General features: G+C 65.9%; 8 protein-coding genes. All 8 read right to left on the bottom strand.

Features of this window, described 5'->3' with window-relative positions:
• Positions 1–278: 278 nt before the first annotated feature.
• Positions 279–1,187 carry a response regulator gene (locus AC1AYD_RS05135; protein ID WP_476503410.1) on the bottom strand — a complete coding sequence of 303 codons (909 nt, stop codon included), beginning with the start codon at positions 1,185–1,187 and terminating at the stop codon, positions 279–281.
• Positions 1,184–2,116 (bottom strand): sensor histidine kinase, encoded by a 933-nt coding sequence (locus AC1AYD_RS05130; RefSeq protein WP_476544785.1) that lies wholly within the window; start codon positions 2,114–2,116, stop codon positions 1,184–1,186. The genes AC1AYD_RS05135 and AC1AYD_RS05130 overlap by 4 nt, the downstream gene beginning before the upstream one ends.
• Positions 2,113–2,538 (bottom strand): hypothetical protein, encoded by a 426-nt coding sequence (locus tag AC1AYD_RS05125; protein ID WP_476503395.1) that lies wholly within the window; start codon positions 2,536–2,538, stop codon positions 2,113–2,115. Before AC1AYD_RS05125 ends, AC1AYD_RS05130 begins: the two co-directional genes overlap by 4 nt.
• 233 nt (positions 2,539–2,771) lie before the next feature.
• Positions 2,772–3,800: a Gfo/Idh/MocA family protein gene (locus tag AC1AYD_RS05120; protein ID WP_476503396.1), complete on the bottom strand. Its 1,029-nt coding sequence runs from the start codon at positions 3,798–3,800 to the stop codon at positions 2,772–2,774.
• A gap of 135 nt (positions 3,801–3,935) precedes the next feature.
• Entirely contained in the window at positions 3,936–9,941 is a 6,006-nt protein-coding gene (locus AC1AYD_RS05115) for a beta-1,3-specific beta-L-arabinofuranosidase (protein ID WP_476503397.1), read from the bottom strand.
• Positions 9,942–11,017: 1,076 nt separating this feature from the next.
• Positions 11,018–15,637 carry a family 43 glycosylhydrolase gene (locus AC1AYD_RS05110; RefSeq protein WP_476544784.1) on the bottom strand — a complete coding sequence of 1,540 codons (4,620 nt, stop codon included), beginning with the start codon at positions 15,635–15,637 and terminating at the stop codon, positions 11,018–11,020.
• 419 nt (positions 15,638–16,056) lie between these two features.
• Positions 16,057–21,111, bottom strand: coding sequence for a family 43 glycosylhydrolase (locus AC1AYD_RS05105; protein ID WP_476503149.1), 5,055 nt, complete (start codon positions 21,109–21,111; stop codon positions 16,057–16,059).
• 388 nt (positions 21,112–21,499) lie between these two features.
• Entirely contained in the window at positions 21,500–24,742 is a 3,243-nt protein-coding gene (locus AC1AYD_RS05100; RefSeq protein WP_476503148.1) for an immunoglobulin-like domain-containing protein, read from the bottom strand.
• Between the last annotated feature and the right edge of the window lie 247 nt (positions 24,743–24,989).

Genomic DNA, 24,989 nt, shown 5'->3' with positions numbered 1-24,989 from the left:
AACAATCAGCAGACCGTAAACCATGCCCCAGGACACCCGTCAGGCATGCCCCAGGACATGACGTCAACCATGCCCCGAGACATACGTCAACTATCCGCTGAAACTAGACAGTATCCCAACAGGGGTATCCCGGGGATATACGGTCTGAAATCGCCCTCGGCGCCCGGAATATCCCCATCCGAGTACCCCTCGTAACGCAGATGGCCTTTCACGAAGCGGCGAAAGTACCCCTTCTAGCGAAGAAACATGCAACCGACGTCGAAGAGCAGCCATGACCACTACCGTCGACCGATTTGGTGCAGCCAGGTCACCACGGCCTGGGTGAGGGTGGCGGCGCCGAGCTTGCGGCGTGCGCGCAGCGAATGTGTGCGCACGCTCGCCGGGGTGATGTCGAGCCGGTCGGCGATCTCGTTCTGCGTCAGTCCGTCCGCCGACATCGCCAACACCTGCGATTCCTGAAAGCTCAGCCGCGATGTGGCCGATACTCCGGCAGCATCGGCCACATCGACACCGGCACCGGCAGATCGAGCGGCCTGTGCAAGCAGCCGCCGCCGAGCCTCCTCCGGCGGCAGGAACCGCGCGGCGTCATCAGCCTCGTCCGGGTTATCAGCAATCCCACCGCCGGAGCCGATGCCGGTATCGGGGGCCCCGACTCCGGCTCCTATCCCGCCATTGCCGGGTTTGCCTCCGATACTGTTACCATTCCGGCGACGACCGCCATCATCCGCGGAGCCGCCACTCCGATGCCCGTCGGCGCTACTGGGACCACCGGCGTCAACGCCTTCTCTCCGCGGCGTCGGCACGGCGAACACGCGCCCGGCGCGGGCGAGCCGGATGGCCCGTTCCAGCCACGGGTAGTCGGCCTTGCCGACGATGCCCTGCGCACCGGCGCGCGCGGCGTCGCGCCGGTAGCGTTCGGGTGGGTACGCAGTGATGACGAGCATCGCGCATTCCCCGTTGCCGGCGCGCAGCCGACGGCACACCTCCGTGCCGAGGTCGTCGCCGAGTTCCGCGTCGACGAGCAGCACATCCGGCCATCGTTCGTCCTCAAGGCAATTGACGATGGCCTGCCGCCCCGACGACGCGGTCCAGATGACGTGGAAGTCGTCGTTGCGTTCCAGCAGCGCGGCGAGCGCCTTCACGGTGATGACGTCGTTGTCGACGATCCCGACGGTGATGACGCTCATTCCCGAGCCTCCCCATCTATCCCGGCCCCCTCGGCCGAGGGGGCTGTCGGCGAAGCCGACTGGGGGAGCGTCCGCCCCGTCTCCTCTACGAACGGCACGTGGACCCGCACCCGCCACACCCCGGCTTCCGCCGACACCGTCATGACGCCGCCGCACGCCTCAACACGACGTTGCAGCAATGCGAGCCCATGCCCCTGCGGCAATGCGACCGGAGTCCCGACGATATTCTGGTCAACGCTTCCACCCCAGCCGGCACCTATGCCCGACGGATTCCCCGCCTCATCCGTGTTCCCGGAACCGCCCATCGGATTGGTCTGCACGATGTCCACTCCCCGACCGGACGCGTCGACGTCCAACGTGTAGTTTCTGCCGCCCTCGCCACCATATCGGACGATGTTCGCCGTCAGCTCGCGCAGCACGGCGGCGACCACATCGGCGGTATCGCCGGTCCCCGTAATCCCGTCCTCGACATGCCCCGCACCGGAGTCCCCGCTCTCCCCCAATGCGACATCACCACCGCCGACATCGGCACCAGCACCGTCACCGTCTTCATCCTTACGCCCACCGCCGCCATCCTCCGCGAGAATGCGGATGATGCGGTGCACATGTTCCAGCGCCTCGCCCGCACGCGCCATGATGTCGGCGAACAGTTCACGCTGCCGTTCTGACGCGGCGTCCTGCATGCCGAGCCGTGCCATCAGACTGATGGAGGTGAGTTCGCCGCTGGTGGCGTCATGCAGTCGGTGGGCGACGTCGAGATTGCGCTCGACCTGCCGCACATGCATCGCCTGCCGGCGCAATGTGGCGAGTTCGGTCTGCCGGCGCGCCATCAGTCCGATGATGACGGCGGCGATGTACGTCGAGTTGAGCGGAATCAGCATGTTCAGGGCGATGCCGCCGCTCCACGTCGCCATCTCCAGCCATTTCATCCCGACGAGATAGCCGACACGCCGATGGTGAGCGGCACGCGCGCCCGGTAGGCGATGTATCCGAGCGCGATGGCGAGGCACCATCCGTTCGATTCCAGATACGGGTACGGCAGCAGCACGTCGACCGAGTAGGCCGCAATCGTCAGCACACTGGAGACGGACGGCGTGACCACGAACAGCGCGGTCGACGCGATGATGACGAGCTGCATCAGCAGTTTGGGCCATGCCCAATCCTGCGCGCCCATCAGTTCGACGCGCCACTGCGACGCGGACAGCGCCAGCGCCGCCAATGCGATCGGTACCGTCCAGCACCGCCATCCCAAGGTCTCGCGGATGCGCCGGCCGACCGAGCCCGCACCGCCGCCGGACCGAGTACCGCCACCGGCCGCACCGCCACCGGAACCGCCTTGTTTCGCCGTCATGGTCCGCTCCTCTCACGTCACCGTGCGATTACGCTTCCCAGCCTACGGCCGCGAATCCGCCGCCGGACCGTGCTTGTCGACTTCAGTCAACACGTGTTGACCGTCTGTCTCGCTCCCCGACTATCACAGTTCACTCCCCGACCATCACGGCTCGCTCCGAGGTTTGCCACGGAATAGTGCGACAAACCCCGGAGCGAGCCGTACGCATCCGGGAGCGAACCGTCCAGTTCCCCCTACTCCTCTTCCGGGTAGGTCATGTGCCACTGGTCGCGGCGAATCTCGGTCATCATGTCCATCACGTCGCGCGTGTAGCCGATGTGCAGGAGGCCCTCGACCTTCGCCGCGGCCTCATCGGCCGGAATCTCACCGGACAGGCCCGCCTCGTACGCGGCGATCGCGGCCTCCATGTCCGCGACCTCGTAGGCGAGCGCGTGCGCGGTCTCGCCCGCCTCGACTTCGCGCACCACGGCACCGGTCGTGTCGTGGATCGTGGCGCGTTCGCCGCGCGGATAGTCGAAGATCTCCACGTAGCCGTTCTCGAACGCGATGGTGCCGCGCTTCGGCTGCTTCGCGTGCAACGACAGCGTGATCGTGGCCATCTGCCCGTCCGGATTGGTCAGGAGGATGCCGGCCTGCTCGTCCACGCCGGTGGGTGCGGCCTTGACCTGCGAGACGATCTGGTCGGGCTTGGAGCTCATGAACCAACGCATGCAGGAGAGCGCGTACACGCCGATGTCGAGCATCGCGCCGCCCGCGAGATTGCGGTTGAAGAAGCGGTTGGCCATGTCGTACTCCTTGTAGGAGCCGAAGTTCATCTGGATGAGCTTGACCTTGCCGAGTTCGCCGCCCGCGATGATCCGGTCGAGCTCGCGGTACAGCGGCATGTGGTAGAGGGTCATCGCCTCGGCGAGCAGCACGTGGTTCGCTTCGGCGAGCGCGATCGCCTCGTCGAGTTCGCCGGAGTTGAGCGTGATGGATTTCTCGCACAGCACGTGCTTGCCGGCGGCGAGCGCCTTGCGCAGGAATCCGATGTGCGTGTTGTGCGGTGTGGAGATGTAGATGACGTCCACGTCCGGGTCGGCGAACACGTCGTCGATCTCGTCGTAGACCTTGCCGATGCCGTACTTTTCGGCGAACGCGACGCCCTTCGCGTGCGTGCGGTTCGCCACCGAGTACAGTGTGCGTCCGCCCTGTTCCAGCGCCTGTTCGAGTTGGTTGGCGATGACGCCGCATCCCAGCGTCGCCCACTTGAGTTCGCGCATGTCGGTTTCCTTCCACGTCGATGGTTGCCTGCGGATGATTACGCCCCGATTATAGCCGTGGGATGCGGAAGGGCCTCCGCACCCGGGTGAGTGCGGAGGCCCTTCGATCAGTGTGACCAGTCAGCCGGTCAGCCGCTACGCGCGGCGCTTGCGCCAGATGGTCAAACCGATGCCGGCGGCGGCCAGCACGGCCACCACGCCGAGCACGCCGGCCACGGCGGCGCCGGTCGAGGCGGTCACGCCGCCCAAGACACCGCCCAGGCCGGAACCGTTGCCGGTGCCCGGCTGTTCGGCGGCGGTCTTGGCGACGTTGACCGCATCCCAGATGAGCGCGCCGTCGGCGAACTGGACGACGAACTTGGTCGCGCCCTGCGCGAGGTCGGCCGGTACGGTGACGACCACCGTACCGTCCTCACCCACGGTCACGCCGGAGGCGACGAGCACCGTCTTGCCGCCCGCGATCGCGTACACGTTCACGGTCTTGCCGGCGAACGCCTTGCCCGCGTTGAGCGTGAGCTTGGCGCCCGGTGCGACGGAGTCGACGCCGATCAGATCGACGACCTTGTTCGCATCGGTCAGGTCCTTTTCGGTCGGAGCGGTCTGCTCGGGCTTGGAAGGCTGATCCGGCTTGCCGTCGTCCTTCGCGCTGACGGTCACCGCGACCGCGTCGGACTTGGTGTTGTCGACGGTGGAGGTGGCGGTGATGGTCGCCTTGCCGGCGGCCACGGCGGTCACCTTGCCGTTCTCGTCGACCGTGGCGACCGCGGCGTCGGAGGAGGTCCACGCGACGGTCTTCGCCGCGTCGCCGGTCACCTTCACGTCGGCGGTCAAGGCGGCGGTATCGCCGGCCTTGAGCGCCAGCTTGCCGTCCTTGACGCCGTCACCGGTCACGGTCACGGAATCGACGCTCGCCGCCGGCGGCACCGGCGTCGGGTCGGTCACGGTGATCTCGACCGGCGCGGACTCGACGCCGCCCGCGACGGCGACGACCTTGGCCGCGCCCGCCTTGACGGCGGTCACGAGCCCGGTCGCGCCGACGGTCACGACGCCTTCGCCCTCGGTCACCTTCCACGTGACGGTCTTGTCGTCGGCGTTCTCCGGCGTGACCGTCGCGTTGAGCTGCACGGTCTTGCCGGTTTCGAGCGCGACCTTGCCGTCCGCGACGCCGTCGCCGGAAATGGTGACGGACTGGACCGGAACGGCCTTGCGTACCAGCTTGACCGTGTAGGTCTTGACGGTGGTGCCGTCGGCGGCGGTCACCTTGACGAGCACGACGCCGTCGGCGATGGTCGCGACGGCCTTCGCGCCGGAATCGTTGACTTCGGCGACGACGTCGGACGCCTTGACGGCGGCCGGATCGTCGACGGTGATCGACGCGCCGTCCGCGGAGGCGGCGGCCTTGAGGTCGACCGCCTGGCCGGCGACGGTGAGCGACTTGAGCGTCGCGTCATCGGACGGGGCCGGGGTCGGCTCGTCGGTGTCCGGGTTGAACAGCTCGGCCGCGGTGAGCGCGCGGTTCCAGATCTGGAAGTTGTCGACCTGGCCGCCGAAGTACGGGTCGTCGTAGAACGACTTGCCGAGGTAGCCGGAGATGTCGGACGTGCCGATGAAGTCGGCGGCGGTGAGCGTGGTCGACTTGGTGGCGACGAGCGCGCCGTCGAGGTAGTAGTCGATGGACTTGCCGCCCTTGACGACCACGTCGACGTGCACCCACGTGCCCTTGGCCGGGGTGGTGCCGGCGAGCTGGGTCTGCGTGCCGTTCTTCGACGCTTCGACGCGCGTGTTGGAACCGCAGGAGACGATGTTCACCAGGTAGTTCTTGTTGTTCTGGCCGAGCGCCCACGGGTAGATGCAGGTGTTGTTGCCATCCCACTGGTAGTCGGCGGAGATGGTGACGTTCTTCTGGTCGGCGGTGATCGCGCCGGCCGGAATCTGCACGTACGGGGAGGCGGTGCTCTTGGCGCCGCCGGTCAGCGTGAGCGCCTTGCCGTTGTCGGCGTGGTCGGACGCGGACGCGCCGTCGTTGACGACCTTGCCGTCGAGCTTGGAGCCGGCGGAACCGCTGTTGGCGATCGTGCCACCCTTCGCAATCGTGTCCTTGTCGAAGGTGTACTTGAGCACCGGACCGGTCGCGGCGGGCACGACGGCGCCCTCACGCACGATCTGCACCGAGTAGTACACGGTCGCCTCGTGGTTCTGCGCGACGGAGGCGATCTCCACGGTGGTGACGTCGCCGTCGAGCGCGATGGCGCGGGCCTTCGTGTCGTCGATGACGATGCCGTTCACCTTCACGTAGGCACCCGGCTTGTTCACGCCGATCACGGCCTCGACGGACTTGGCGTCCGCCGGAACGGTGAGCGTGTACTGGTGCTTCGCGGCGTCGAACGCGGGCGCGAGCGTGCCGGCGCTGAACTTGAGGGATTCGAGCGACGCGTCGTCGGAGAGCGCCTTCGCGTTCTGGATGCGCACGCCGTAGACGCCGCCGACCAGGCCGCCGTTGGACTTGAACATGACGCGCACCTTGCCGTCCTTGACCTTCGCGAGAAGGTCGGCGGGCAGCTGCTGGACGTCCCAGTAGAACTCGGTGTTGCCGACGGACTGGGTCTTGCGCGTGAGCTTGACCGCGTTGGCGGAGAGCTCGCCCTTCGAGTTGTCGGCGACCGGGGTCGGGTCGACGTAGACGTCGAAGCTGCGGTTGTTGTCCGCACCGACGTACTGGACGCCGAGGTACTCGTCCTTGTCGGAGGAGACGGCGAGGTCGTAGCTGAACCAGCCGCCCGCCTTCGCGTCACGGTACTGCTTGCCCTGCCACGTGCCGGCGGTGGAATCGTCGGACTTGGCGGCGTTGTGGGCGAGCTCCTGCTGGAACTCGTTGTCGAACGCGTCGACCGCGTCGGAGACGAGATTCGCGTTGGCGGCGTCGTTCTTCTTCTTGAGGATGTTCTGCTGGTAGGCGTCGGAGTCGACCTCGGCCATATCCCAGTAGATCGCGTACGTGGTCTTGTACGTCGAGTAGTAGGGCTGCAGCGTGAGGTTCGCGGCGTCGCCGTCCACGTTGGCGAACTTGAAGCTCAGGGTCTCGCGGGCGCCCGTGTTCGGGTCGTCGGTGCGCACCAGGTTGCCGGACAGGCCGTCCTCCTTGATGCCCTTGAGCCACTCGGTCACGGTCTGGCCGTTGGTCGGGATGACCGCGGCCTTCGCGTTCGCGTCGGAGTCGTAGTTGGCCACGCGGACCTTCACGCCACCGTACGAGTAGTTCGTCTTGTAGTTGGTCTCGGTGAGCGCGCCGGCGAGCACGACCGGGCCGTACTGGAAGGCGACCCAGTTCTTGTTGTCGGCGGTGTCGATGGCCTGGAGCTTCGCGGGCAGCGTGTAGGCGATCTGCGTGCCGTTCTTGACGGCGACCGTCACCCAGCCGTTCTTGTCCTTGGTGAGGGCCTGCTGCTGGCCGTCGACGACGAGCTTGATGCCGGAGGCGATGGCCCAATCCGGCACGCGCAGCTTGAGGTTCGCGGAGCCGGAACCGGCCACGGAGAAGGTGACCGTGTCCTGCTTCGGGACGTTCGCGGTCTGCGTGATGGTCAGGTCATGGCGCTTGTCCGTGTAGGTGGACGACCAGAACATGTTCACGTAGACGTCGTTCTTGTCGGTGAAGTAGAACGAGTCGTTGAGCTTCGCGAAGTTCTCGATGCCCGTGCCCTGGCAGCACCAGTACTCGCCGATCGCGTTGCCGAACCACTGGGCGTCGTAGTCGGTTCCGGTCACGCCGAACACCTTCGGGTAGCCGGCCTTCATCGGCTGGAAGTACGTGGTCATGCCGGTCTCCGGGTTCTGCGAGGCCACGATCGCGTTGATGAACGTGTGCTCGTAGTATTCGGAGTACTTGGAGTCCTTCGTCACCTGGAACAGGAGGCGCGCGAGCTTGAGCATGTTGTACTCGTTGCAGGTCTCCACGGTGGAGAAGTTGCGGTAGCCGCCGTTCTGGTCGCCGTTCTGCGTGGCGTCATGCCACAGCTGGTCGGCCACGTGGAAGTGCTCGGACTGCGAGTTGCCGCCGTTCACATACGTATGGTCCTTCACGACGATGTCGAAGAAGTTCTCGGCCGCCTTGAGGTACAGGCTGGTGAGCTTGTCCTGCTCGTCCTTGGAGAGGCTGTTGTACAGGTCCTCGTCCTCGGTGTAGGCGACGTAGCGCTGCATGGCGCCGGTGAGCTTCGGAATCGTGGTGTTCGCGTGCAGACCGTTGAGGACGTCCTGGCCGTTGGCGAGCTTCTCGAACAGCGCGGTCTCGTCGAAGAGATGCGCGGCCTCGAGCACGGTCTGCTTGTCCTTCGCGTCGGCGATCTCGGCGACCTGGTAGAGGGCGTCGTTCATGCCGCCGTATTCGGTCTTGAGCATGTTGGTGGAGGCGTGCGCCTTCTTCCAGGCGACGACCCACTTGGCAAAGTCGACGGCGGACGCCTTGGCGGCGTCACGCGTGTCCTGGTCGGTGCCGTACTCGTAGGCGAGCACCATGCCCTGCTCCACCTTGTGCAGGTTGTAGAACGGGACGAGCAGTCCGCCGCCGCCGTTCGGCACGTAGCTCACCGGGAACGCGGGGAAGAAGCCGGCGTTGGTGGCGTCCTTCTTCGCGTAGGCCTCCTGCGCCTCGCGCAGGCCGGTGACGACCGCCTTGAGCTTCTCGGCGAGCTGCGCCTTCTGGTCGTCGGTCGCGAACGTGGAGCGCTGCGCCTGGGATGCGGCGGAGATCCAGTGGCCGACGAAGTGGCCGGTGAAGCGGGTCGGATTGCTGGTGCCGTCCGGGTTGCGGGAGGCGGACGGGCCGTTCTCCCAGCCGCCGTAGTTCTTCGCGCCCTTGGTGTCGAGGCCCGCGTTGGCGCGGAATTCGGTGAGCAGTCGGTCCGGCTCGAAGCTCAGGAGGTATTCGACCTCCTTCTTGCCCGCGTTCTGCAGGTAGGAGTCGGAGATGGTCACGTTCTCCATGCCCTGCTCGGACAGGTAGTTCTTCAGGTACTGGACGTCGTGGTCGCCGCCGTTCTCGGTCTGCGCCGGGACGGTCACGGTGAACGTCTTCGAGACGGCCGCCGAGCCGTAGCTCGCGGTCACGGTGATCTTCGCGGTCGCGTCCTTCTCGCCCACGGCCGGGCGGGTGACGACGCCATCGTTGGAGATCACGGATTCGTTGTCGGAGGCATAGGTGAGCGTCGAACCGTTCGCGGCGTCGGCGACGAAGGTGAGGTTCGCGGTCGCCTCGCTGGCGATGTCGACCTTGTCGAGCGCCGCCTGGGCGAGCGTCTTCGCGTCGAACTTGGCGTCACCCTCCTTGACGAGGTTCTCGACGTCGGCGGTGGTGGCGACGGTGCTGTACTGGCGCACCTCGTCGATCGTCGCGTTGAGCGAATCGGTCTTGTACTGGGCGCCGTTCCAGCCGAGGCCCTTCTCGTCCGCGGTGGTGCCGATCACGCCGGTCGCGCCGTCCGCGCCGTAGTTATAGGTGACTTCGGTGGTCTGCTTGACGCCGTTGCGGTAGATCGCGGCGGTCTTCGTGTCGGAATCGTAGGTGACGACGACGTTCGTCCACTGGCCGGCCGGGAAGAAGTCGTCGCGCGCGGTCGGCACGGAGATCATGTACGGCTGCTTGTTGGCGTTCGCCGGGCCGGCGGACAGCTGCAGCGCCTTGTTCTTCGTGGTGGTCAGGTACCAGCCGTCGCCGTACCATGCGGCCTTGTTCCAGGCGATGAGCTGCTCGCCGCTGCCCATCGAGCCGTCCGGCTTGAGCCAGAACGAGAACGTGAGCTTGCCGGACTGCAGGGTGTCGGCGGTGCTGAGGCTCACATGCTGCTTGCCGGTGAGTTTCAGGGCCTGGCCCTTCGCGCCGTCGACGTAGCTGGAGCCGTCGCCGACGATGGTGCCGTTGTTCTTGGCGTTGGATGCGTCGTTCGTGTTGCCGTCGAACGCGAGATTCAGCACGTTGTTCTCGCTGTTGGTGGCGGGGGCGATCGTCGATGTCGCGTCGGCGGCCACGGCGGTGCCCGCGGTCATCAACGTGAACACCATCGGCAGCGCGGCCACAGCCGCGACGCCTTTGCGCCACACGCCCTTCCCCTTCTGTTCGTTTCCGTGATTATCGGTAGTTCTCATACGCTGAGAGCCTCTCCTTCAATGCACTTCGTTGTTGTCGATTGTTATCGAATCGTTATCGAATCGCCCGCCGTGACAACCGCACACGAGCGCGGCGGCTCCTCTTACCGCCCGATCCGACGTTGTACCCGCATCGCTGCAGGCTGGGTGACGCCGTGCCCAAACCCACGAAACACAACGGTTTCGCGAAGCCTGCGCGCGGCATCACGGCACAGTCAAACTGCTTACAGCATTATATCGTTAGCGTTCACCGGGCGGAATGACGAAAGTGCGTGACAACGTTTTCGCACAACAGCGATGTGCGGTTCACACATGTCCGGGCACGACGCCCCCTCTGACGGGCTGAGCCGTGAAGCGGAGAGCCCGGTGGGCTCTCCGTAGGCGAAGGCGAGCGACAGCGAGCTGATATGAGGTCGGCCGTAGGCCGTCCTTGATTGCGGTCGGGCTCCCGGCGTAGGCCGACTGGGGGAGAGACAGCGGCCGCAGGCCGCGGGAAACGGAATCGGCCTGCGGCCGATGCAATATCCCCGCGGCCTGCGGCCGCTCTTCTTCTCTCCCTCCGTCATCGCTTCGCGATGACACCTCCCTCGCAGAGGGAGGCAATGGTGGCTGGCCTTATGCCGGTTCGCCTGTCGGCTCGCGCATCGCCTACAAACGCCTCCGGCGCTTGTCTCATCGAGGCCCCGTGCCCGATCCACGGCACATCAACCTAAGCAACACGCAATGCGCCTAAGAAACGAGGCAGCGCATCCGAAAACCCAGATGCACGCAGTCACAGCGCGCCACACAAGCCTCTCCCAGCGCGATTTCCCCCAGTTGCGGCAGCCGCCCTGCCACAACTCCGCTCTCACGAGCTTATGTGGCATGCGCCGACGCCTACGGCGGGCAAAACCAGCGAGCAGGCACCATGGATACGACAAGAGGCCGTGGGCGGGGATTCTGGGATGGAATTCTCGCTCACGGCCCCTTGGGGTTGTGGTGTTGTGCGCAAGACTAGGAGCGGCTGGGGGCCGCTGTCTCTCCCCCAGTCGGCCTACGGCCGACAGCCCCCTCGTCAGAGGGGGCTTAGAGAACCGTTAGGCCTGGCGCTTGCGCCAGATAGTCAGGGCGACGCCGGCGGCGGCCAGCACGGCGACCACACCCAGCACGCCCGCCACGGCGGCACCCGTCTTGGACAGGCCGCTACCGGGGTTCGGCGTCGGCTGCGGCTTCGGGGTCGGCGGGTTCGTGGTGTCGTAGGCGAACGTGTACGTCTGCGCGAACTTGCCGTCCGGGCTCGTCACCTTGAACACCTGGCCCTTGGCCGCATCGGAGGTCACATCGGCGACCTTCCAGTCGACCGGGACGCCCTGCAGCTTGACCTTGCGGCCCTTCGCGATCCTGAACGGACCAGACTGGTCGTAACGGAACGAAACCACCTGAGCACCGTTATCCGCGTAGTTCGCAGTCACGGCCTTGAGATCGGCCACACTGTACTTGGTGTCCGGCGTCGGGGTCTCCGCCTCCTTGACCGACACGGTGAACGTGGCGGTCAGCTTCGGATCGGCCTTGGCCTGGACAGTGACGGTCACCGCATCGGACGCCTTCTCGGAGGAGAAGCCGAGCAGATCGTACTCGTCGGAATCCAGTGCACGGGTGGTGGTGCCGCCGTTGCCGTCGGCCACGGTCGCGGTGACGACCAGACCGGTGGCGTCGAGCTTCTCGCCGACCTTGTACTCGGTCTTCGCGGGCTTGGAGGTCACCTCGATGCCGAGGATCGTGCCCTTGGCCGGGTGCTCCGGCTCGGGCGTGTTCTCGGCGAGCTTGCCCTGCGCCTCAGTCAGCGCGGCCATAGCGGCGTCTACGTCCTTCTGGGCGAGGCCGTTCGCCTCGAACGCGGCGAGCTGCTTCTTGGCGGCGTCGCGGGCGGTGGTGAACGCCGTCCAGCTGGCCTCCGTGTACTTCGCGCCATCGTCGCCGAGCTTGTCGGCCGCCTCGATCGCGCCCTGGAGCGCGGTCACGTCGGCCATCTCGACGGAGACGCCCTCATCGGTCGGGTGGATGGTCTCCATGAGGCCGTCCGCGTCGAAGTGGATCTCGTCGATGGCGGTCTCGCGGTGGTAGCCGAGGCCGGAGGTGAACACGCCGAGCGGCGTGTAGTGGCGGTGGTAGGCCATGAACCAGCGCTCGTTGCCGTTCTTGTCGATCACGTGCACGTCGGACTGGTGCGCGGTGCCCTGAAGGTTCTTGGAGGTGTCCTTCTCGAGCAGCACGCCCTTGTACGTGATGGCGCCGTCGATCGAATCGGAGACACCGTAGTTCACGTGGTAGTTCGGCGAACCGGCGTCGTCGCACGACCAGGTCCAGTGGTACTTGCCGTCACGGTAGGCGACGACCACAGACTCGCGGAAGTCGGTCAGACCGTTGAGCTTGCGCACGGTGCCGGCCTTGACGCTGACCATGTCGTCGTTGAGTTCGGCGATGGCGGGCGAACCGTTGCCGTACGTGATGTACGACTTGCCGGTGGTCGGATCGGTGAAGATCGACGGGTCGATGGCCTGTCCGACGGTCACGCCCTCCATGGAACGCGTGACGATCGGCTGGTCGGCGGCCTTGTACGGGCCGGCCGGGTTGTCGGCCACGGCGACGCCAATCGCGGACTGGCCGTTCGGGTACTTGGCACAGTAGTAGAAGTAGTACTTGCCGTTCTTCTTCTCGATGGTCGGCGCCCACGCGGAGCCCACGGACCACGGCGAGACGGTGGTCTGCTCGGTCCAGTAGTCCTGCTTCTGGCCCTCGTGGCTCTTGTCCACGTCGAGGATCACGCCCTCGTCCTTCCAGTTCACCAGATCGGTGGACGACCAAGCGTGGAAGTAGTTGCCGCTCCAGCCGGAGAAGCCGTCGGTGGTCGGGAAGATCCAGAACTTGCCGTCGAAATAGTCGATGTCCGGATCGGCGTACTGGCCGGGCAGCACCGGGTTGTTGCCCACAGTGGCCGCCTTGAGCGTCCACGTCTCGGACGTGCCGTCGGCGTAGGTGACGACCAGCGTGCGGTCCTTGGTGAGATCCGCGGTGCCGCCGTTCGTGAACGCCTTGCCGTCGAGCGTGAGCTTGACGGTGTCGGCGTCACGGTTGAACGTCACGGTGACCGGCGTCTTGGCGGGGTCGCCGCGACGGTTGAGCACGGTGGTGACGGTCTTCGTGGACCAGTCGAGCGCGGAACGCACGAGCGAGTGGTCGTCGGTGCCCCTTGCGGCGGACGGATCGGCCGGAACGGTGCCCACGGCTATGCTCTGCAGCGCGACCGGGCTGGAAGCCTTGATCTCGTCGGCGGTGAGCGCGCGGTTCCAGATCTTCACGTTGTCGAACGAGCCCTTGAAGTAGTCATCCTGGTAGAACGACTTGCCGAGGTAGGCGAGCAGGTTCTTGCCCAGATCGGTGACCTTGTTCTTGGTCGCCGCGTTCTGCGCCACCTGGGCGCCGTCCGCGTAGACGGTCATCACGTTGTCGTCGAGGGTGACGGTGACCTTGTGCCACGCGCCGTTGCCGGTGAGCGAGGCGTTGGCCGCGTCCTCCGCGCCGTACGAGTTCGTGGTGATGCGGCTGGCGAGCTCACCCGAGTTGTTGTACTTGAGGAAGTAGTACTTCTGGTTGTCCTGGCCGAAGGTGAACGTGAACTGGTTCGCGTTGATCTCGGACTTGACGTCCATCTGCACGGTCAGCTTGTTGCGGCCGTCGAACAGGCCCTGCGGGAATTCGGCGTACGTGCCGGAGGCGCCGTCGAGCGTCAGCACGTTGCCCTTCGCGGAGTCCTCGGAGACCTTGGCGTTGCCGTTGAAGGTGAGATCGTGCTTGTTGCCGGTGGTGTCGGTGCCCTTGCCGTCCTCGAAATCGTAGGAGGCGATCGGCTTGGAGCCGGCCTTGTCCGGGTCGACCGGCTTGACGGTGCCGGAGTCCTCGCCGTAGGCGTCGAGGACGGCCTTCTGCTCGTCGGCGGTCAGCTCGACCACGGTGCCGTGACGGAACTTCTCGCTGAAGCTCACGCCGGAGGCGGCGGAGAAGGTGCGGCCCTTCTTCAGGTCGGACAGACGGTCGATGGTGAAGCCACGGTAGCCGCCGTTGTCGCCCATGACCATCCACGCGCCGCTGTTGAGCTGGTAGGCGGTGAGGCCTTCGATGTGGTTGCTCAGGCCGGAGGCGGATGTGGAGATCACCTTGTCGCCGGTGATCTTCGAGGTGCCGTCGGCGTTGATGTCGGAATCACGCTCGACCAGGCGGGTCCACTTGCCTTCCAGCGAGGAGGCGACATCCACGGTGGTGAACCAGTCGGAGGTGGAGAAGCGGTAGTAGTCGCCATCGTCGCCCTTGACGATCGTGGTGTCGATGATGTTGTGCAGGCTCTGCGAGCTCTGGTCGATCCAGACGGTCGGGTTCTCGAAGGACTCGAAGTCCTTGGTGTGGGCCTTGTACACCTTCAACGCGGTGTTGGAGGTGGTGGGGTCGTTGCCGCCGGTGGACAGGTCACGGCTGGACCAGTACACGAGGTAGTCGTTGGATTCGGCGTCCCAGATGGCTTCGGGGGCCCAGGCGTTGCCGACCTTGCCCTCGAGACCGGTGGAGACGAGCTTCGGCGTGGTCCAGGTCACCAGATCCTTGGACTTGGAGACGACCAGGTACTTGCTGGCGGTGATCTGGCCCCAGCTGCCGCCGGAGGCGGAACCCTCGGCGTGCAGATCGGTGCCGATCATCACGTACTTGTTGCCGTCCTTGTCCGGGGATTCGAGCTTGAGCAGGTGCGGGTCGCGCAGACCCTTGGTGCCCACGGTGGACGTGATGACGGCCTTGCCGCCGTTGAGCGCCGTCCACTTGTAGCCGTCGGCGCTGTAGCCGAGGTTCACCTTCTCATAATCGGTGGCCTTGAAGTTGAGCCACAGGTAGCCGTTGTTGCCGTGTTCGCCGGCGCCGGGCAGCACGGAGGACTGCTTCTTGGCGGCGAGACGGTCGGCGGTGTCCTTCTTGGCGGCGTCCGCGGTCGCGGCGGAATCGGCGACGGTGATGCCGTCATACGTGCCGTTGAGCACGAAGCTGGTCTCGTAGCCGTGGCCGATGTACGCCTGCGTGCCCTGCTGCGCGCTGAGCTTGAAGCCGAGCGCGGTCGGGGCGAGGATCTGTTCGCCGTCCATGTAGACGGCCACGTTGCCGGTCGTGTCGTTCTCGTTGTAGACGACGGACAGCGCGGCCCACTGGCCGACTTCCGGCGTCTTCGACAGGGCCGCGGTCTTGCCGCTGTTGCCGCCGGCGGTCGCGCCGTAGCCGAGTTTGCCGGTACCGAGCAGCAGGTTGACGGCCTCGCCCTTGGTGCCGATGGTGAATGCGGATGATTTCTCGTTCGCGTCGCCGGCGAGTTTGACGTCGGCGTTGAGCGTCCATGCCACTTTGTTGAACACGGTGGCGTCCTTGAACGTGGCGACGGCCTTGGTGGGCACGCCGTCCGTGGCGCTGCCGTTGACCCAGCTGCCGGAGATGTTGACGACCTTGCCGTAGTCGGCGTCGTCGGCGATGGTCGCGTTCGCATCGCCGGAGGCGACGGTGATGCCGCCGTTCTCCTCAAGCGACGTGGCGTCCGCGGCCATCGCGGTGCTCGGCCCCAGGGCGAGCCCCGCGACCATCATCGGCAACGACGCCAGCGCCGCCACCAGTTTCTTCCAGTTCCCCATAATGCTCCTTCGATGAGGGGACTTCGCTTTCCTCACATCGCCGGCGATGGCGGCCGTCACCCTTCCGCTGTGACGTTGTTCCCCACCGTTCCCCGGCGATTCCCGCGATTCCGAAGTCGACAACGGCCACGACCCCGCGGATGTACGTTCCCATTGTACTGTGAACGCTACCATTACGCCACGCCGGAAGCGGTTACAGGGGAAACGGATGATTCAGACACGAGACGAATAAGCCCCCTCTGACGAGGGGGCTGTCGGCCGCAGGCCGACTGGGGGAGAGAAAAGGAGCGACCGCTGGCCGCGGGAATATCGTATCGGCCGAAGGCCGATTCCGTTTCCTGCGGCCTGCGGCCGCTGTCTCTCCCCCACCCGGCTTCGCCGGGAGCCCCCTCGTCAGAGGGGGCCAAGACGACGTCGCGCTACGCGCGGCGCTTGCGCCAGACGGTCAGGCCGATGCCCGCGGCGGCGAGCACGGCCACCACGCCCAGCACGGACGCCACGGCGGCACCCGTCTTGGACAGAGCCGCACCGTTGCCGGACGGCTTGGCCGTCGGCTTCGTCACGGCACCACTACCGTTGCCCGAGCCGTTGCCGGCACCTGGCTTGGTCGCGGAACCGTTGCCCGAGCCGTTATCACCAGCACCGTTGTCACCCGCACCGTTGTCACCGGAATCGCCCTTGGCGGTCACGGTCACGGTCACGCTGGCGGTCTTGCCGCCCGCGGTCGCGGTGATCGTGGCGGTGCCGGCCTTGACGCCGGTCACCTTGCCGTTCGCGTCGACCGTCGCGACAGCGGCGTTCGACGTCGTCCACGCCACATCCGCATCGGACGCATCGGACGGCGTCACCGTCGCCTTCAACGCGACGGACGCGCCTTCCTTGACCGTCACCTTGCCGTCCGCGACGCCGTCGCCGGTGATCGTGACGGACTCGACCGGGACGGTGGCCGGCTTGGCGGCGACCTTGACGGTGTCGGCGCTGGTCAGCTCGAACGTCTTCGACGGGGACGCGCCCGCCGTGCCCGGCTGCGCGTTCTGCAGCACGCCGGTCGTGTTCTCGCCGACCGCCTTCGCGAACACGGTCTTGCCCGCGTCCGCATCGGTCAGCGTGTACTCGGCGGCGGTCGCACCGTCGATGGCGACGGCCTTCGCGACGTCCGCGGCATCGGCGGAATCCGCGCGATACCACTGGACGGACGAAAGCTTCCAACCATCGTTGAACGCGGCGGTGAGCTTCGTGCCGATCGGAGTCGCGGCGTCCGCGGCATCACCGGAACCGGAACCGGCGACGGCGCCCGTGACGGACACGGACGGCGTCGTCTCCGGCAGCACGCCCTCGTACGTGACGGGGATCGTGTTGATCGTGCCGTCGGCGCCGTACGTGACGCGCGCGATGCGAATCTCACGCTTGTTGCCGTTGGCGAGCTGCGCGTTGTTGTGCGTGGAATCGTAGCCGCGCGGGCGCATCTCGTCGGTGAGGAACGCATGGTACACGACGTACCAGTCGTCGGTGCCCGGAACCTGCACGAACGAGTGGTGCGCGGTGCCGAGGATGCCCTTCGCGTCGTCCTTCGTCAGGATGTAGCCGCCGTACTGCCAGTCCGTGCCCTTCACGTCGCTCAGCTTCTTGGCGGAGACGTACGCGTAGCCGACGCTGTAGCGCGGCTCGTTGGTGTCCCAGCACGAGTAGCTGTAGTAGTAGATCGTGTTGCCGGGCTTGTTCGGATCCGGACGGGACGTGATGTAGGAGCCCTCACGCATGTCCTTCGTGGCGTTGGTGGTCACCGTGGTGCCCGCCTTGATGCCGGTCATGTCGTCGTTGAGCTCGGCGTACTTGCCCGGGGACTGGCCCCACGCGAGATAGTACTTGTCGGGCTCGTTCGGGTCCTGGAACACGGCCGGGTCGATGCTCGACTCGACCTTGACCTTCTGGATCTTGTAGCCGGACGTGATCGTGCCGCCCTTCGCCGGGTCGGAGATGGCCACGTTGGTCATGCCGCCACCGGAGAAGTACAGGTAGAACTTGCCGTTGCGGACGGCGAAGCCCGGGGCCCACGCCTTCTCCTTGCGGCCGTCGATCATGTCGTTGTAGTCCTTGGACAGGTCGACGACGGTGCCCTTGTCCTCCCAGTTGACCATGTCGGAGCTCTCGAACACGTGGATCGAGTGACCGGCCCAGCCGGAGTAGCCGTCGGTGGTCGGGAAGATGTAGTACTTGCCGCCGTAGGCGACGACCTGCGGGTCGGCGAAGAACTTCCAGCCTTCGTTGCCGGTCGGATCCTTCTCGCCGATGCCGGAGGCCTTCGCCTCGTCGCCGCTGATGCGCACCGGGGTGACGAGCACCTCGACGCCGACCGTGTAGTCCACGGTCTTGCCGTCGTAGGTGAGCTTCAGCTTGAGCGGCTGCGAGTAGTCGGTGATCTTGTTCAGGTCGGCGGCGGTGAGCGTCTTGCCGGACTCGTCCGCGACGGTCACGCCGTCGGGGATCTCATAGTCGAAGGAGACCTTCGACTTGTCCGACTTCGCGCCGGTCTTCGCGTCCGACCAGTAGTCGAGCACGATCGTCTTCGTGACCGCGCCGGAACCGTCGGTGGCGGTGGTCGTGTTCTGCGAGAGGATCTGGTCGGTCTTCTTCACCTTGAGCGCGGCGGCCGGGCCTTGCACGTCGAGCGCGGACTTCGCGTAGTTGTAGATGTTCACGTCGTCGATGCCTCCGTTGTAGGTGCCGTCGGCCGAGTAGAACGACTTGCCGAAGTACGCCTTCGTGTTCCTGCCGAAATCGGTGATCGCCACGTCGGTGTCGACCTGGCCGGCGAGTTCGCCGTCCACGTACAGCGCGATGTGCTTCGCGGTGACGGTGAGCGTGTACTTGTGCCACGTCTGGGTGTCGATCGCGCCGGAGATCTTCTGCTCGCTCTGGTACGAGCCCTTCGTGATGGCCACGTACGCCTCGTTGCCGCGCAGGCGGATGAACAGGTACTTGTTGTTGTCCTGGCCGAGCGCGAACGAGAAGAAGTTGCCGGAGGTCTGGCGCGACTTCGACGAGAATTCGAGCGTGAACTCGTTGCGCCCGTCGAACAGGCCGGTCGGCAGCTCGGCGTATCCGCCGTCGCCGCGCAGCTGGATGACCTTGCTGCCCCAGTCGCCCGGCTTGCCGAACTCCTTGACGCCGTTGAGCGTCAGATCGTTGCCGTTGCCGGTCGTGTCCTTGCCCAGATCGTTGTCGTCCTCGAAATCGTAGGACGCGATCGGCTTGGAACCGGACTTGTCCGGCGTGACCGGCTCAAGCGGCTGGTTCTCGTCGAACGCCTTCATGACCGCCTCGTATTCGGAGGCCGTGATCGGCAGGATCGTGCCGTGGCGCTTCTTGAGGGAACCGAAGTTGACCTTGCTCGCGGCCGCCCAGTCGGCGGTGTCGGTGCTGCCGAGGTCCGCGGAGTAGAACGGCAGGTAGCCCTTGCCCTCCGCGTACTGGTCCCACATCAGGCCGTACTTCATCTGCTTGCCGGAGGCCGTCGTCTGCACGTCGTCGTCGTTGTAGCGGAACAGTTCGGGGCCTTCCAGCTTCTTGCCGGTCCACTTGCTGTTGCCGACAAGGTCGCGGAAGTAGCCGACGAACTCCCACTGCTGGTCGTCCTTGCCGTGGTTGTAGCCGTCGCCCTCGCCCACGAAGGTCGTCGCGAGCGGGTTCTTCGTGCGTTCGACGCCGAGCTCGGTGTCGCCGGAGACGCGGTAGTAGTAGCCGTCGTCCGCCTTGAGCATCGTCGTGTCGATCACCGACTGCGGGCGGTCGATCCACTTGACCGGCGTGCTGAACGTCTTGAAGTCACGCGTCAGCGAGTAGTACATGTTGGTCGGGTCGGCGGCGCTCGGATCCTTGTCGTCCTGATCGGACGTGGTCGCCCAGTAGACCATGTACTGGCCGAGTTCCGGGATCCAGTAGGCCTCCGGTGCCCACGCCATCGCGGCGTGCGGGATCTTCGAGGCCACGTCCACGGCGTACGGCTCGCCCCAGTTCACCAGGTCGTCGGACTCCCAGACGATGAGGTCCTTGCTGCCGTTGTACTTCTGCGCCGGGTTGTCGCCCCAGCCGCCGCGATGGTAGATGCTCAGGTCCGTGGCGATCAAGTAGAAGTGGTCGCCTTCCGGGGAGCGCACGAGATACGGGTCGCGCACGCCCTTCTCGCCCAGATCGGAGGTGAGCACCGGATTGCCCGCGGCACGGGTGTCGTGCCAGGTGAGTCCATCCTTGCTGGTCGCGAAGTACATCTGCTCGTCGGTGGCGTTGCGTTCCGTGCCGGTGAAGTGCGCGAACAGATAATCCGTGGTCTTCGGCTTCTCGACGGCGGCCTTGACGGTCAGGTCGAAGGTCTTCGTCGCGGTGGAGCCGTCCTTGCCGGTGACGGTCGCGGTGAGCGTCACCTTCGTGTCCGCCTTCTGACGGGTGACGACGCCAGCCTTCACGTCACCGTTGTCGGCATCGGTGACGACAGCCGGATCACTCGACTTCCAGCTGATCGTCGAACCGTTCACGGTACCGGTGGTCGGCAGGGTGATGCTGGAACGCACGTCGTCGGCGTTCGGGATGGTGAGCGCGTTGGCATCCGCCTCGGCCTGCTTGGTCTGCTGCGTGCCGGCCTCGTAGTCCTTCTTGATCTGGTCGGCGGTGTGCGCGGAACCGTAGATCTTCAGATTGTCGAGCAGTCCGGAATAGTATTCGCCGTTCACCCAGTTCGCCTTGCCGAGCTGGAGGACGCCGCCGTCCGCGCCGAGGATGTCCGTGAGTCCCTGCTTGACCGCGCCGTCAGGCGTGGCCGTCGCGACCTGTTCGCCGTCGATGTACAGCGTGGACGAGGTCGGGGCGAGCACGATGTCGACGTGACGCCAGTCGTTCTTCAGGTCCTTCGCCGCGACGCTGCCGGACTCGTTGCGCCCGGAGCCGTCATTGTTGTAGCGCTGGAACGTGAGCGACGTGGTCAGGTCCATGACGCCGAGGTAATGCTCGGACTTGTAGACGGGCGCCTTCGCGTCGGGCGCCGCGTAGAACGACCAGCCCTGGCCGGTGCTCGCCGACTTCGAATCGTAGCTGATCGTGACGGCGTCCTTGCCCTTGAGCACGGCCGAACCGTCGGACTTGGTCACGTCCAGCCAGAATCCGGAACCCAGTTGGGCGGCGGTCGTGCCGTCCTTGCCGGTGCCGGTCGCGGCCTTGCCGTTGATCGTCGCCTTCACGCCGGTGGTCGCGTCGGTGATGCTGCCGGTCGCGCCCGCCTTCACGTCGTTGAAGTCGAGGTTCGCGAGCAGGTCGGTATCCGCGGCGTTCTGCGCGACGGCCTGTTGCAGCGCCTGTTGCGCGGTTTGTGATTGCGCGGTTGTGGCCGATGATGACGCGTCCGCGGCCGTCGCCGATGGCACGATCGCCATCAGCATCGGCAGCGCCGCGACTGCGGCCACCGCTTTCTTCCAACTCCCCATAGTGCTCCTTCGGTAAGGGGATTGCTTCCTCGCACATCCGATGCCCGCTTGCGACATCGTCCCCGTTCGCAGGCTCCCATCGGAGCTCTTCCACCACTCCCCCAAGGCACCCACGACCGAACAAACCAGCATCGGCCATGTACAATCCCCCATCATACCTGTGAGCGGTAACAAAACCCACGACGCATAAAACCAAGCCCCCTCTGACGAGGGGGCTGTCGGCCGAAGGCCGACTGGGGGAGAGAAGATGAGCGGCCACGGGCCGCGGGGAAATCGAATCGGCCTTCGGCCGATGCCGTATCTCCCGCGGCCTACGGCCGCTGTCTCTCCCCCACCCGGCTTCGCCGGGAGCCCCCTCGTCAGAGGGGGCCAGAACACACCGGTCGCGCTAGGCGCGGCGCTTGCGGAGGGTGAGGGTGACGCCGGCGGCGGCGAGCATCGCCGTCACGCCGATCAGGCCGGCGACGGCGGAGCCGGTGGCGGACAGGCCGCCCTTGCCGGCGTTCGTGCCGTTACCCCGGTTCGCGCCGTTGCTCTGGTTCGCGTCGCCCGCGCCCGAGTTCGGCTTCGGCGTCTCGGCACCGGCGAACACGAACGCGTAGGTCTGCGTGAACAGACCATCCGGGCTCGTCACCGTGAAGGTCTGGCCCTTCGTGGCGTCGGGCGTGATCTCCGCGATCTTCCAATCGATCGGAACGCCCTGCAGCTTCACCTTACGGCCAGCAGCGATCGTGAACGGACCGGACTGGTCGTAACGGAACGAGGCCACCTGAGCGCCGTTGTCCGCATAGTTCGCGGTCACGGCCTTGAGGTCCTCCACGCCGTACTTGGTCGTCGGCTCGTTGCCGGACTTCTCGACCTCGAGCGTGAACTCGACGGTCTGGTCGCCGGCCTTCACCGTCACCGTGGTCGTGCCGGCCTTGACGCCGGTGAACGTGGCGGTGTCGCCGGTCGCCGGGTCGACAGAGGCGACGGACGGATCGGCGGAAGTCCACGCGACCTGCGTGCCGTCGGCGAGGCCGCTGGTCACGGCGCTGAACGTGGCCGTCGCACCGGCCTTGACCTTGACGGTCGTGCCGGCGACGGACGCGTTCGCGGAGTCAAGCACGGTGAGTGACTTGGCGGCCGCGGCGCCCTCGGAGTAGTTGTTCTGCAGAGTGGTGCCGTTGTAGGCCTTCATCACCGCGTCATACTCGGTCTTCGTAATCGGCAGGATCGTGCCGTGGCGCTTCTTGAGCGAACCGAAGTTCACGGAGGAGGCGAACGACCAATCGGAGGCGCTGTTACTGCCCGGATCGGAGGTGAAGAACGGCAGGTAGCCCTTGCCCTCACGGTACTGGTCCCACATCAGGCCGTACGGCATCTTCTTGCCGTTGACGGTCGGAATGTCGTCGGAGTTGTACTTGAAGAACTCCGGGCCTTCAAGGTAGCTGCCGCTGTACTTCGGGTTGCTGAGGATGTCCTGCAGCGCGCCCACGTACGACCACTGGTTCTCGTCCGTGTTGGTGTTGTCCGCGGCCTCGCCGTTGATGTCCACCACGGCGAACGGGTCCTTGGACTTCTCGATGGAGTTCTTGCCGTCGCCGTTGGCACGGTAGTACCAGTCGCCCACCTTCATCATCGTGGTGTCGATGACGGAGACGTTGCGGTCGATCCACTTGACCGGATCGGAGAAGTGCACGAAGTCACGCGTGGTCGCATAGTACATGTTCATCTGATCGTTGTACTCGTTGGCCAGCGGGCTGTCGTTGGACCTCGGGTCGCTGCGCTCATACGCGGTCGTCGCCCAGTAGACCATGTATTCGCCGATCTCCGGAATCCAGTAGGCTTCCGGCGCCCAGGCGCAGCCGGCGCCCGGAATCTTCGAGGCGACGTCGACGAGACGCGGCTTCGACCAGGAAACGAGGTTATGGGATTCCCAGATGACGAGCTTGGTGCTGCCGCCCGCGCCCGGACGGAAGTGCCAGCCGTACTTCTTGACGCTCAGATCGGTGGCGATCAGGTAGACGGTGTCGCCCTCCGGGGAACGCACGAGGTACGGGTCGCGCACGCCGGTCTCGCCCACGTCGGAGGTGAGCACCGGGTCGCCGTCCTTATGCGTGTCGGTCCACTTGAGACCGTCCTCGCTGGTGGCGAAGTACATCTGCTCATCGGTGACGTTGCGCTCGGAGCCGGTGAAGTGCGCGAACAGGTAGTCGGTGGTGGCCTCCTGCTTGACGGCCTTCTTCACGGTCGCGACGAAACGCTTGACGGCGGTCGCGCCCTCGACGGAGGCGGTGAGCACGACGGTCTTGTCGCCGTCGGCCGGACGGGTGACGACGCCCGGCGCGACCTTGCCGTCGGCCTTGTCGGAGATGACGGACGGATCGGACGAGGTCCACGTGATCGGGCTGCCGAACTTCGAGCCGGTGGTCGGGAGCGTGATGCTCGAGTACACGGCGTTGAGGTTACCGAGGCCGATCGCGTCGAGGTCGGCCTGCGCCTTGTCGGCGGCGGATTCCTCATGCTTGACGGTGACGGTGAAGGTCTTGGACTCGCTCGTTCCCGCGACGGTGGCGGTGAGCGTCACCTTCACGTCAGCCTGGTCGGAGGCCGGACGCGTGACGGTCGCCTTGCCGGTCGCGGCGTCGATCGCGATCGCGGCGTTGTCGGACGTCCACGCGATCGCGGTGCCGTTCGAGCTGACCGGCACGGTGAAGTCGGCGGTCACGGATTCCGGCACGTCCGCGTTGGCCAGCGCGTCGGCGATGGCCGCGGCGGTGGAATCGTAGACCTTGAGGTTGTCGATGTCACCGGTGAAGTATTCGCCGTTGCCCCAGTTGCCCTTGCCGATCTGGAACACGCCGCCCTCGGCGCCGAGGATCGACGTCAGCGGCGAATCGGCGGTGTCGGTGGAGACGCCCTGCTGCTTGCCGTCCACGTACAGCGCGGAGAACTCGTCGGTCACGACAATGTCGACGTGCTTCCAGTTGCCGGCGGTTCCGGCGTTCTTGTCGATGGTGGCCTTGTCGGAGTTGCGGCCGTTGATGTAGCGCTCGACGCGCGTCTTGTTGGTCTGGTCGAGCACGCCGAGATACGTGGGCGCGCTGCCGTTGACGCCGTTCGCGTTCGGCGCGGCGAAGACCGTCCAGGCGCCGCCGGTCGCGTTGGCCTTGGAATCGTAGCTGATGGTGACGGCGTGCTTGCCCTTGAGCAGGGCGGAGCCGTCGGCGTTGGTCAGGTTCAGCCAGTTGCCGGAGCCCAGCGTGAGCGCGGTCGTGCTGTCCTTCGTGTTGGTCGCGGTCGTGGCCTTGCCGTTGATGGTCGCCTTGGCCTTGCCGGTCTTGTCGTTCAGCGTGCCGGTCTGGTCGGCCTTGACGTCGTTGAAGTCGTAGTTGGCGAGCAGGTTCGCGTCCTTCTCGTAGTTCGCGAGGTCGCTCGGCCCCTCGGCGGGCGTCGCGTCGGCGGTTGCGGCGGCGGTATCGTCCGCCGTGATCGTTCCGTTCTGCGCGACGGCGGCCGCGAGCGCCTGCTGCGCGGCCGGCGTGTTCGCCGCCGACGTCGTCGTGTCGGCCGCGTTCGCGGCCGGCGCCAACGCCATCAGCATCGGCACTGTGGCCACCAGCGCCACCGCCTTCTTCCAGTTCCCCATAATGCTCCTTCGATCAGGGAATCATGTTCTTCCGACGGTCTCCTCCTCGCCCGTCATCGCCTACCTTGCGATGACGGGATTCGCCTGTGCACCAGCCGCCCATCGAAGACCTCACCATCTTCCCCAAGGAGCCGATGACCGAACCTACCATCGGAAATGTTCGTTCCCATCATACATGTGAGCGGTCACAAAGCCACGCCGAAAGCGGTTGCAGAACGTGGGCCGGCCGCTACCGAAATAGGCCCCC

This window comes from Bifidobacterium sp. LH_426 (assembly GCF_056356875.1).
Note: the sequence above shows the minus strand (reverse complement) of the source record. Positions and strands in the feature narration are given on the sequence as shown.